At 58.7% G+C, this 11,257-nt stretch carries 10 protein-coding genes; 8 read left to right on the forward strand and 2 right to left on the reverse strand.

Going from position 1 to position 11,257, the window contains the following annotated elements:
- Positions 1 to 5 precede the first annotated feature (5 nt).
- On the reverse strand, positions 6 to 1,628 hold the full coding sequence (locus OXR61_RS10950) for a TIGR04028 family ABC transporter substrate-binding protein (RefSeq protein WP_021509053.1): 1,623 nt from the start codon (positions 1,626 to 1,628) through the stop codon (positions 6 to 8).
- A 417-nt stretch (positions 1,629 to 2,045) separates the two neighbouring features.
- Here OXR61_RS10950 and OXR61_RS10955 point away from each other — a divergent pair, with 417 nt between their 5' ends.
- From OXR61_RS10955 to OXR61_RS10990, 8 genes are all read left to right on the forward strand, one after another.
- Positions 2,046 to 3,041: an MsnO8 family LLM class oxidoreductase gene (locus OXR61_RS10955; RefSeq protein WP_021509055.1), complete on the forward strand. Its 996-nt coding sequence runs from the start codon at positions 2,046 to 2,048 to the stop codon at positions 3,039 to 3,041.
- Positions 3,042 to 3,053: 12 nt separating this feature from the next.
- Positions 3,054 to 4,190: an amidohydrolase gene (locus OXR61_RS10960; RefSeq protein WP_021509056.1), complete on the forward strand. Its 1,137-nt coding sequence runs from the start codon at positions 3,054 to 3,056 to the stop codon at positions 4,188 to 4,190.
- Between the two features lie 76 nt (positions 4,191 to 4,266).
- Positions 4,267 to 5,583, forward strand: a complete 1,317-nt coding sequence (locus tag OXR61_RS10965) for an LLM class flavin-dependent oxidoreductase (RefSeq protein ID WP_196368261.1) — start codon at positions 4,267 to 4,269, stop codon at positions 5,581 to 5,583.
- A 17-nt stretch (positions 5,584 to 5,600) separates the two neighbouring features.
- On the forward strand, positions 5,601 to 6,533 hold the full coding sequence (locus OXR61_RS10970; RefSeq protein ID WP_021509058.1) for an ABC transporter substrate-binding protein: 933 nt from the start codon (positions 5,601 to 5,603) through the stop codon (positions 6,531 to 6,533).
- Between the two features lie 9 nt (positions 6,534 to 6,542).
- Positions 6,543 to 7,055 (forward strand): GNAT family N-acetyltransferase, encoded by a 513-nt coding sequence (locus OXR61_RS10975; protein WP_021509059.1) that lies wholly within the window; start codon positions 6,543 to 6,545, stop codon positions 7,053 to 7,055.
- 11 nt (positions 7,056 to 7,066) lie between these two features.
- Complete coding sequence (locus OXR61_RS10980) at positions 7,067 to 7,993, forward strand: amino acid ABC transporter permease (protein WP_021509060.1); 927 nt, start codon at positions 7,067 to 7,069, stop codon at positions 7,991 to 7,993.
- A complete protein-coding gene (locus OXR61_RS10985; RefSeq protein ID WP_021509061.1) occupies positions 7,977 to 8,771 on the forward strand; it encodes an amino acid ABC transporter ATP-binding protein in 795 nt (264 codons plus the stop codon). The genes OXR61_RS10980 and OXR61_RS10985 overlap by 17 nt, the downstream gene beginning before the upstream one ends.
- Positions 8,771 to 9,682 (forward strand): ABC transporter substrate-binding protein, encoded by a 912-nt coding sequence (locus OXR61_RS10990; protein ID WP_021509062.1) that lies wholly within the window; start codon positions 8,771 to 8,773, stop codon positions 9,680 to 9,682. Before OXR61_RS10985 ends, OXR61_RS10990 begins: the two co-directional genes overlap by 1 nt.
- Before the next feature lie 120 nt (positions 9,683 to 9,802).
- Here OXR61_RS10990 and OXR61_RS10995 read toward each other — a convergent pair whose 3' ends face one another.
- Positions 9,803 to 11,161 carry an EAL domain-containing protein gene (locus tag OXR61_RS10995; RefSeq protein WP_267412120.1) on the reverse strand — a complete coding sequence of 453 codons (1,359 nt, stop codon included), beginning with the start codon at positions 11,159 to 11,161 and terminating at the stop codon, positions 9,803 to 9,805.
- Between the last annotated feature and the right edge of the window lie 96 nt (positions 11,162 to 11,257).

The raw sequence follows: 11,257 nt of genomic DNA on the forward strand, positions 1-11,257 counted from the left end.
TCCTCTCAATGTTTTTCCAGCCATGCGCCGTAGAACGACGGTCGGCCTACGGCTTCAAAGCTCACGCCCTTCAGCCACGGCGCGCCGGCAAACACCTGCGGCTCTTCAAAGATCGGGATCACATAAGCCTGATCCAGCAGATAACGCTGGGCGTCTCCGGTGAGCGCCAGACGTTTCGTCGGATCGACTTCGGCCGAGATCGCCACCAAAAGCTTGTTGAGTTGGTCGTCACGGAAATGCCGGACTTTGTCGCTGGAGCCGCCTTTTTGCAGCAGCGCATCGCGGTTGGCGGGATAAAACATGCTCTTCACCACGTCCGGGTCGGCGCGGCCCACTTCCGAGACCGTGAGCGGGGTTTTTAGCGGATCGAGGTTGTCCAGCGTGCGGCTGCCGGCGTCACCGGCTTTCACCGTGAGCTGGACGCCAACCTGACGCCACTGCTGAGCCACCAGCTGCAGCACTTCTTTGTTCTGCGGCTGCGGCAGCGATTCATACACGGTCAGGGCCAGCTTTTGCCCCGCTTTAGCGCGGATGCCGTCGCTGCCGGGCTGCCAGCCAGCCTCATCAAGCAGTTGCCTGGCGCGGGCGGGATCGTATTTCAGTTTGTCCGCGAGGTTGATATACCCGGCGGCCGAGGCGGCGAGTACCGAGGTGGCCTGCGGATAGTTAGGTGAAAACAGCGTTTGCACCACCTGCTGCGCGTTGGTCGCGTGCAACAGCGCCTGACGTACGCGCAGATCGCTGACCAGCGGGTTATCCGGGCGGAAGCTGATGCTGTCGTTGACGCCACGCGTCGGCGCTGCGTAAACCGGGAACGCCTGCTGCTGCGCCTGTTTTTCGTCATACGCCTGCACCTGGCGAATAAAATCGGCCTGGCCGGCCAGCAGTGCGCCGATGCGCACGCTATCTTCCGGTGTGACGATAAATTTGATGCCAGCCAGATTCGCCGGTCCCTGCTGGGTGCTGTTTTTCGGTCCCCACTGGTAATCTTTGCGCGCGGTTAAATCCACTTCCCGCCCGAGCTTTTCATCGCTGACCACAAACGGCCCGGAGCCAATAATATGGCGCGCATCGCCGAGCTGGTCGAAACTGCGTTGCAGCGTGCTGAGAGAAACCAGCCCGGAGCCAATGGTGGCCGTGCCCTGTAAAAATCCAGGTGAGGGCTGTTTGAAATAAAACTTCACCGTCTGGGGATCAATCACTTCGCTGCGTTCGTAATTATTAATCACTTCAGATACCGGCAGGCGCTGGGCTTTATTACCGAGTCCGTAAGTATCAAAGTTTTTCGCTACGGCATTCGCATCCAGCGGCGTGCCATCGGAAAAGGTGACGCCAGGACGAATTTTAAAGGTGTATTCCGTTTTATCCGCGTTGCTGCTCCAGCTTTCGGCAATCCACGGTTCCACCTGCAGCGTTTTCGGATTTTGCCACGTTAGTTTGTCGGTGATCTGATTGAGAATGCCGCCGTTGGGATAAAAACCCCCGGCCGGCGGATAAAGATTGGTATGTGCCTGCTGTTCCAGATAAATCAGCGTGCCGCCTTTGACCGGCGTCTCCGCCGCGTGGGCGCTAAATATCCCTGTCAGCAGGGCTAAGCTCAGCGCCCGCAAGTGAAAATGCGTCTTCATGATGATTTCCTTTGTTATCAAGTGCCCGGTGGGCTGAAATCATCATCAAATGTGCAACCCGTGAGTTGAACCAATGAATTGCACTAAGCTTTTGCGAAAATAACAAAAGCGGAGAATTAATTGTATGCCGCAATTACCGGGTTGTTTTCCTGGCCCGATAAAATTGTTTTTTCTCAACCTGAAAACCTGCGCTGATGTTATTGCTTCTGCGGATCATTACCTCCGCGCGTAATGTTAACCCGACAGAAAGCGAAATCCGCTTTACGAAAAATCAGGCTTTCATCCACCAGTATTATGACTATTTCTCATTTCCTGAATCGCTTTGCCGATTTAGTTGTTTTACGAAATATAAATCTCCCCGCCACACTAAGCGCCATATTCATCGCAACCCTATTCATCGAAATAAGGAACAGGCGCATGTCATACCGACTGAGTTTGCTCGACAAATCACCGATTGCAGCCGGTGAGAGCGCCACGCAGGCCCTGCATCGCACACTGCAGCTGGCTCAGCGCGCGGAAGCCTGGGGTTATCACCGCTTCTGGCTGGCGGAACACCACAACAGCGACCAGCTGGCGAGTCCTTCGCCGGAATTGTTGATTGCCTGGATCATTGGCCAGACCCGGCATATCCGCGTGGGTTCCGGCGGCGTGATGTTGCAGCACTACAGCCCTTATAAAGTGGCGGAAAACTTCAACCTGCTGGCTGCGCTGGCACCTGGACGTATCGACCTGGGCGTGGGTAAAGCGCCCGGCGGACTGCCGCTTTCTACCCGCGCGCTGCAACTGGGGGTGCGCCAGCAGGAGAAAGGCAGCTTTGCCGAACAGCTGGCGCTGCTGGATAGCTGGCTCAGTGTGCCGCCGGTGGGGGATGAGGAGATCCTGCGCGCCACGCCGCAGCCGCCGCGTCCGGCCAATCGCTTTCTGCTCGGGGCCAGCGAAGCGAGCGCCCGACTGGCGGCAGAGCTCGGCTGGCAACTGGTGTTCGCCGCACACCACAACGGCGATCCTCAACTGATGGCGCAGGTGCTGAACAGCTATCGCCAGCACAGTCAGGGTCAGCGTGCGCTGGTGGCGGTACAGGTGGTGGTGGCGGATTCGCCGGCAGAAGCTGACCTGCTGGTCGACACACTGCGCATTTATCACGTCAGCGTGACGGGCGGACAGAGCGTTAACGTCGGCAGCATTGAACAGGCTGAGCGCTATGTGCGTCAGGGCGGGTTCAGTGACTACGTGATTGAGCCACGCACGCCGTCGCTGCTGAAAGGGACCGCGGCACAGGTGCACGCGCAGCTTGATGCGCTGCACCAGCGCTACGGCATTGAAGAGTTTGTTATCGATACGCCGGTGGCGAAGGAGCAGGCGCGGGTGAAATCCCTCGAACTGCTGGCGACGCATCGTCTGGTTAGCGCCTGACCGGGAGGTCCTGTGACGATAGTAAGCGAACAGCAGCTGATTGACTGGCGGCGCGAGCTGCACAGCTGGCCGGAACTCTCCGGTCATGAAGTGGAAACCAGCGCGCGGCTGCGCCGCTGGCTGCAGCAGGCTGACGTGCGCCTGCTGGATTATCCGCTGCACACCGGCGTGGTGGCGGAAGTGGGTCAGGGCGCGCCCCTGATTGCCCTGCGTGCCGATATCGATGCATTACCGATCCATGAAGCCACCGGGCTGCCTTTTCGTTCACGGCAAGCCGGCGTCATGCACGCCTGCGGTCACGATGTGCACAGTGCAGTGATACTGGGTGCCACGCTGCAGCTGAAAACACGGGAAGCTCAGCTAGCGGGGCGGGTGCGCATCCTGTTCCAGCCGGCGGAAGAGATTGCCCAGGGCGCGCGGCAGTTCATCGATGCGGGGGTGCTGGATCAGGTACAGGCGATTTTTGGCATGCACAACGAACCGGGTTTGCCCACGGGCACCTTTGCCACGCGCAGCGGTGCGTTTTATGCCAACGCCGATAAATTTGTGGTGCGCGTGCACAGCACCCGCGCGGACGTGAACAGCATCCTGGTCGCCAGCCAGATTATTCAGGCGCTGCAATCCCTCACCAGCCGCAGCTTTAATACGCTGGACAGTCTGGTGCTGAGCGTCACGCGGATTGATGCACACAGGCACGACGGTCAGCAGACGGCTGAAGCGGAATTTGGCGGCACGGTGCGCACGCACGATAAACAGGTGCGCGCGCAGCTGGAGCAGCGTGCACGCGAGGTGGTGGTCAATATCGCCGCCGCCAGCGGTGCCACGGCCACTTTTAGCTGGCATCCGGGGCCGCCGGTGCTGGAGAACGACGCCCACTGGGCACAGTTTGCCAGTCAGGTGGCGCAGCAGGTGGGTTATCAGGTGCAACAGGCTGAGCTGCACCTTGGCGGCGAAGATTTCGCTTATTACCTGCAGCAGCTACCGGGCGCGTTTGTCAGCATTGGCAGCGCCAGTGAATTTGGCCTGCATCACGGTGGCTTCAACCCCGATGAAGCGCTGATCGCCCCGGCGGCACACTACTTCAGTCAGCTGGCGCAACAGGCATTGCAGCAGCTAAACGCGCGATGTCGCGACGTCATCCTTAACTGATTTCCTTCCATTTCTGGCAGCGCTGTACGGCGATAAGGCTATCGCCGGCAGGCTGCGCCATGAGCAAAGAGAGACGATTATGACTGCAAGACAACTGCGCCTCGGCACCATTCTGCACGGCGCATCCGGCAACATGTCCGCCTGGCGTCATCCGGCGGCGCAGGCGGATGCCAGCATCAGTTTTGATTACGCCCGCCGTATCGCCCGTAAAGCCGAGGCTGGCAAACTGGATTTCCTGTTTGTCGCCGATGGCCTGTTCATCAATGAGAAATCGATCCCGCACTTTCTTAACCGCTTTGAACCGCTGACGCTGCTGTCGGCGCTGGCCGGCGTCACCGAGCATCTCGGCCTGGTCGGTACGGTGTCCACTTCCTACAGTGAGCCGTTCACCATTGCCCGCCAGTTCGCCAGTCTCGACCATCTCAGCGGCGGGCGCGCGGGCTGGAATGTGGTGACATCGCCGCTGGAGGGCTCGGCAAAAAACTTTTCGCGTCAGCAGCATCCCGAGCATGCGCTGCGCTACCGCATCGCCGACGAGTACCTGCAGGTGGTGAAAGGGTTGTGGGATTCCTGGGAAGAAGGCGCGTTTGTGCGCAATAAAGCCAGCGGTCAGTTCTATGCGCCTGACAAACTGCACACGCTGAATCATCACGGTGATTTTTTCCAGGTACAGGGGCCGCTGAACATTGAGCGCACGCCGCAGGGCCGGCCGATTATCTTTCAGGCGGGCGCATCGGAAGATGGCCGCAAGCTGGCGGCGCGTCATGCCGATGCCATCTTCACCCATCAGCCAACGCGCGAAGAAGCGCAGGCGTTCTACCGGGATGTGAAGCAGCAGCTGGTGGCGAACGGGCGTGAACCGGGCGATCTGCACATTTTCCAGGGCGTCAGTGTGATCGTGGGGGAGGATGACGCAGACGTCGAGCGTCAGTACCAGACCACCGCGGCGCTGGTCTCGATTGAGGATGCACTCAACTATCTCGGTCGCTTCTTTGACCATCACGACTTCTCGCAGTATCCGCTCGACCAGCCGTTCCCGGACATTGGCGATATTGGCCAGAACAGCTTCCGTAGCACCACCGACGAAATCAAACGCAAAGCGCGTGAACACGGCCATACGCTCCGCCAGGCCGCGCTGGAAGCCGCGACGCCGCGTCCGCTGTTTCACGGTACGCCACAGCAGGTGGCGGATGGTCTGCAGCTGTGGTTCGAAACCGAAGCCACTGACGGTTTCATTATTCAGGGCGGCACGCCGGACACCTTCGAGCGTTTTGTTGATCAGGTGATTCCGGTTCTCCAGGCGCGCGGCCTGACGCGTCGCGAATACCCGGGCAGCACGCTGCGCGCCAGCTTTGGTCTGAAACAGCCGCTCAACCAGTTCACACCACAATAACGATGAGAAAACACGCTATGCAGAAAAAATCCCTGATTGCGCTGCTGTTACTGAGCCTGAGCAGTGCTGCACTGGCCGAGGACGTGGCCGTCAATGGTCAGCAGGTGAGCCTTGCCGCCAATAAAACGCCCATCAACACGCCAGAGAATCCTGCCGCCGTGGCGCAAATTCCGGCGGGCCACAAATTTGCTGTGCCGGGATCGTTCACCGTGGCGGTGGCGGCACTCAACTCGCCGCCGCTCACGGTATTCAGCGACGACAATAAAACGCTGCTGGGCAGTGAGGTGGATATCGCGCGTCTGGTGGCCGACAGCCTCGGGCTGAAGCTCAACATCGTGCCCACCTCGTGGGAAGACTGGCCGCTGGGCGTGGCATCGGGCAAATATGACGCGGCGATTACCAACGTGACGGTGACCAAAGATCGTAAACAGCGTTTTGATTTTGCCACCTACCGTAAAGATTCGCTGGGCTTCTATGTGAAAACCAGCAGCCCGATTACCTCGCTGAGCAAGGCAGAAGATATTGCCGGCCTGCGCATCATCGTCGGCTCCGGCACCAATCAGGAGGCCATCCTGCTGGCCTGGGATAAAGAGAATCAGGCTAAGGGACTGAAGCCTTTCACACCGGTTTATACCAAAGATGACGCTGCGCAGACGCTGGCGCTACAGGCCGGGCGCGCCGACGCTTACTTCGGCCCTAACGTGATTGGCGCGTGGAAAGCGGCGCTGACCAAAAAGACCCGGCTGGTGGGTAGCGTGGACGGCGGCTGGCCGAAGGCGGCGCACATCGCGGTGACCGTGAAGAAAGACAACGGGCTGGTGCAGCCAATCAACACCGCACTCAACGGCGTGATCAAAAACGGTGACTACGACAAGGTGCTGAACCGCTGGGGTGAAGGCGTGGAGCGTCTGGATCGTTCCGAGATCAATCCGCCCGGACTGGGCGATTAAGGAGGAGGCATGAGCCAGCAATTTTTCCGCGAAGTGTCACCGGAAGCGCCGGAGCTGCAGCCGATTCTTGACGGTCTGTTTGGTGAATATGCAGCACGCTACGGCGATTTCTTCAGGAAACACAATGAAGTTGAGCTGACCGAGTGGTATCTGCCGCCGCGCGGGCTGTTCATCGTGCTGGAGCGCGACGGTGAGATCATCGCCATGGGCGCCTACAAACCGTGGGATGCTACCACCGCCGAACTGAAGCGCATCTGGACGCGGCGTGACCTGCGCCGTCAGGGACTGGCACTGCTGATTCTGCAGGAGCTGGAGCGCCGGGCGCTACGCGCAGGCTATCAGCGCGTGTTTCTCACCACCGGTTTCCGTCAGCCGGAAGCGGTGCAGCTATATATCGGCCACGGCTATCAGCCGCAGTTTGAGCTGCGCGAAGATATGGAGATTTACGGCCAGCCGCCGCACGATGGCCGGCTGCGTTTTCTCAAAGTGATTGATGTGCACAACGTGGCGCAGGCCAGCTAAGGAGAGCCACCATGAGTAAGCAACAACCTTTGACCGTGGTGCCCGCACGCTATCCGGCGCGTACCGTCGGTGCCATCATCGCGCTGTTTATCCTTGCGGCGGTGATCGATTCCGTGGCTTTTAATCCGCGCTGGGAGTGGAGCGTGTTTGCCCGCTGGTTTTTCGATCCGGTGATTCTTAATGGCCTGGGACAAACGCTGCTGCTGACGCTGTGCGGCACGCTGCTGAGCCTGATATTCGGCGGCCTGCTGGCCCTGGCGCGGCTCTCGTCATCGTGGCTGCTGAGCACGCTGGCGTTTGGCTATATCTGGCTGTTTCGCTCGCTGCCGCTGATTGTGGTGCTGATCATTCTGTATAACTTCTCGTACCTGTACGACACGCTGTCGTTCGGTATTCCGTTCACCGCCCTGTCTTGGGGGCACTTCCAGACCATCAACGTGCTCGGCCAGTTCCCGGCGGCGGTGATTGGCCTGACGCTGGTGCAGAGCGCGTACAGCGCGGAGATTATTCGCGGCGGGTTTCTCGGCGTCGATCACGGCCAGTTTGAAGCCGCTTCGGCGCTGGGATTATCGTCGTCGCGCCGCACGTTTCGCATCATTCTGCCGCAGGCGCTGCGCGCGATTATTCCCACCACCTTTAATGAGATCATCAGCCTCGCCAAGGGCACCTCGATGGTGTATGTGCTGGCGATGCCCGAGCTGTTTTACACCATCCAGATGATCTACAACCGCACCCAGCAGGTGATCCCGCTGCTGATGGTCGGAGCCGCCTGGTATCTGATCATCACCACCGTGCTGTCGCTGCTGCAGCACAGCGTCGAGCGCTGGCTGGCACGCAGCGTCACGCGTGAACCGCAACCTTCGCGCTGGCGCCAGTGGCGCAACCGCAGCGTGAACCCTGCCGTCAACGAGGAGCTGTCTCATGTCCGAAGCCATTGATTACCGCTATCTGCATACCACCGGCGCCATCAGTATTACCGGCGTCAGCAAGACGTTTGGCCGGCATAAAGCGCTGGATGAGGTGTCGCTTGAGCTGGCTCCCGGTTCGGTGACGGTGATCCTCGGACCGTCCGGTTCTGGCAAATCGACGCTGCTGCGCACCATCAATCATCTGGAGCGCGTGGATGAAGGCTTTATTCAGATCGATGGCGATTACATCGGTTATCAGCGGCGCGGCGATAAACTCTATGAGCTGAAAGAGAAGGCGATTTTGCGGCAGCGCATCAACGTTGGCTATGTGTTCCAGAACTTCAATCTGTTTCCGCACCTGACGGTGCTGGAAAATCTGATTGAAGCGCCGATTGCCCATCGTCAGCTGTCGCGCCGGGCAGCGATCGATCGCGCCGGTGAGCTGCTGGATGTGGTCGGCCTGCGGCACAAAGCCGATGCCTGGCCGCGGCATCTCTCTGGCGGTCAGCAGCAGCGCATTGCGATTGCGCGTGCGCTGATGCTTAACCCGCGCGTGATGCTGTTTGATGAGCCGACTTCGGCGCTCGACCCGGAACTGGTGGGCGAAGTGCTGGATGTGATTAAAAAACTGGCGCGATCCGGCACCACGCTGGTGATTGTCACGCACGAGATCGGCTTTGCGCGCGAAGTGGCGGATAACGTGGTGTTTATGGTTGACGGGCGCGTGGTTGAGCAGGGCAGCAGCCAGCAGGTGCTAAATCAGCCGCGTCATGAGCGCACCAAACGTTTCCTCGCCAGGGTGCTGTAATGAAGCCGGTGATTATACTCGCGCTGACGGGTGCGGTGCTGGCGGCACCCGCGACAGGTGCGCAACAGCTGGACGCCAGTCACAACGAAACGCCGATCACCATGGCGGCCAATCCGCAGGCGATCGCGAAGATCCCCGCCGGATTTCATTTTGTTCACCCCGGCTATTTAACCGTCGCCACTTCAGCCAATAATTCACCGCCGATTGGTCTCTGGGCGTCCGATAATAAAACGCTGATCGGCAGCGACCCGGACATTGCGCGCCTGCTGGCCGACAGCCTCGGTCTGAAACTCAGGCTGGTGCCGGCGTCGTGGGAGGACTGGCCGCTGGGCATCACGGCAGGGCGCTATGATGTGGCGATGTTTAATATCGCGGTGACCGAGGAGCGCAAGCAGAAGTTTGATTTCGCCACCTATCGCGCGGATAACCACGCCTTCGCGGTGAAAGCGGACAGTAAAATCAGCGCAATTCGTCGCCGGGAAGACGTGGCCGGCAAACGGATTATCGTGGGCTCCGGCACCAATCAGGAGCGAATCTTACTGAGCTGGGATGAGAAGAATCGGGCGCAGGGCCTGGCCCCGGTGCAGCCGATTTATCTCAACGATGATGCCTCCGCCACGCTGGCGCTGCTCTCTGGCCGGGCCGATGCGTCATTCGGGCCGCAGGCCATGGCGGCGTGGAAAGTGGCTTCGCGCGGGCAAACCAAAATTGTCGGGCACGGACCGTTTCGCGCCTGGGTGGCGGTCACCACGAAGAAGGGCAATGGCCTGGACGTCGCGCTGCAGCAGGCGATCAACGGCGCTATCGCTGGCGGCCAGTATCACCAGGTGCTGGCAAGATGGGGTGAAGAGGGCGAGGCGGTGGAGATTTCGCAGGTTAATCCGCCCGGGATTGTTTATCAGGAGAATTAGGGCGGGGTGATCAGGCGCGCGCGATGTGGTCACCATAAATGGTGACCCTACAGGCCGCGCGCGCTTTTCGTAGGGTGCGCATTGATGCGCACCGGTTTAAAACATGAATGCTCGCCCGGTTTACCCTGCCTTTTTTATCCACTGTAAGGCTTCGGCGGCGGGCAGCGGGCGGGCAAAATGGTAACCCTGGAATAAATGGCAGCCCTTATTGCGCAGGTGCTCGAAATACTCCTCGCTCTCAATCCCTTCCGCCAGCACGTTCAGCCCCATCGCGCGCGACAACTCAATGGTCTTTTGCACCACAATCGCCGCCGATTCGTTTTCAAAAATGTGCATAATCAGGGACTTATCAATCTTAATATCATCAATAGCGAAATCACTCAGCGACTTAAGCGAAGAGTAGCCGACGCCGAAATCGTCGATCGCCCATTTAATCCCAAACTGGCTGAAGTGGTTGATGACATCCCCAATGCGCTGCTGATCGTAAATAAAGGTGGTCTCGGTAATTTCAAACTTCAGCCGCTCGGGACGGATTTTGTAATGCGACAGCGTCAGCAGCGTGTCATGGGTGAAGTCGCGGTGCATCAACTGCAGCGGGCTGATATTGATGGAAAACACCAGCGGAGGCAGCCGCAGCACACGATCCCACTCGACGATTTGCTGCAGCATGCGCTCCAGCACCCACTTGCCAATATCAATGATCAGCCCGCTTTTTTCGGCTACCGGGATAAACACCTCCGGCGAGATAAAGCCTTTCTCCGGGTGCTTCCAGCGCAGCAGCGCTTCAAAACCGATGAGATTTTTGTCGCCATCGACCTGCGGCTGATAATAGAGCTCCAGCTGCTGGCGCTCGATGGCGGACGCGAGCTCGCGCTTGATAAGATCGGTGGCGGAATAATTGCCGCCATAGGTAAACACCGTCGACAGCAGTGCCGTCACCGGCACTGCACAATTGAAAACGGTAAAAACGGCTTCCTGCGGAATATTGAGATGAAAACGATTATTTTCCCAGATCAGACCGGTGGTGACAAAAAACAGATAACACAGCAGGCACAGCAGCGGAAATATTTTACTCAGATAAAAGGATTGCTGGCGCAACACCAGTGCCGAACCGATGATCAAGGCCACCAGATAGTTATATTCTGAACGCTTGCCGGCAGCGTGATGATTATCCACCAGCAACAGCACGATGATGGTGAATAATAACGCATGGGTAATGATCGCCAGATGCCGCTCCAGCCGGTCGCTGAAGGCGCCGATGATGATGTAGCCCCCCAGCGCTATACTGGCGATATACAGACAGCCAATGTCATGATGACCGCGACTGAAATTCAGTGTTGCCATAAAGATACCGGCCACGATACTGGCGACGCCGGCAATCAGCAGCGTCAGGCGGAGCTTTTTTTCCGGGCTATCACCCTGCAGAATGAAGGGCAGATTACGGATGCGCGACCAGGCTGAACTCAACAAAGGGTTCATAAACGGTTCCGGGTTTTATTGTCATGACGCGTGAAGGTGTAAACGCCACATAATATATTTAAGCGAGACGACTGTCATAATTGTTTTCAGATTATT

Source organism: Pantoea sp. GM_Pan_4, from assembly GCF_026541005.1.
In the GTDB taxonomy this organism is placed as follows: Bacteria; Pseudomonadota; Gammaproteobacteria; order Enterobacterales; family Enterobacteriaceae; genus Pantoea; species Pantoea dispersa.

What these genes read in the sequence shown, in the direction of transcription:
- OXR61_RS10950 (WP_021509053.1), bottom strand. Translation starts at nt 1,628, where the DNA reads ATGAAGACGCATTTTCACTTGCGGGCGCTGAGCTTAGCCCTGCTGACA.
- OXR61_RS10955 (WP_021509055.1), top strand. Translation starts at nt 2,046, where the DNA reads ATGTCATACCGACTGAGTTTGCTCGACAAATCACCGATTGCAGCCGGT.
- OXR61_RS10970 (WP_021509058.1), top strand. Translation starts at nt 5,601, where the DNA reads ATGCAGAAAAAATCCCTGATTGCGCTGCTGTTACTGAGCCTGAGCAGT.
- OXR61_RS10975 (WP_021509059.1), top strand. Translation starts at nt 6,543, where the DNA reads ATGAGCCAGCAATTTTTCCGCGAAGTGTCACCGGAAGCGCCGGAGCTG.
- OXR61_RS10980 (WP_021509060.1), top strand. Translation starts at nt 7,067, where the DNA reads ATGAGTAAGCAACAACCTTTGACCGTGGTGCCCGCACGCTATCCGGCG.
- OXR61_RS10985 (WP_021509061.1), top strand. Translation starts at nt 7,977, where the DNA reads ATGTCCGAAGCCATTGATTACCGCTATCTGCATACCACCGGCGCCATC.
- OXR61_RS10990 (WP_021509062.1), top strand. Translation starts at nt 8,771, where the DNA reads ATGAAGCCGGTGATTATACTCGCGCTGACGGGTGCGGTGCTGGCGGCA.
- OXR61_RS10995 (WP_267412120.1), bottom strand. Translation starts at nt 11,161, where the DNA reads ATGAACCCTTTGTTGAGTTCAGCCTGGTCGCGCATCCGTAATCTGCCC.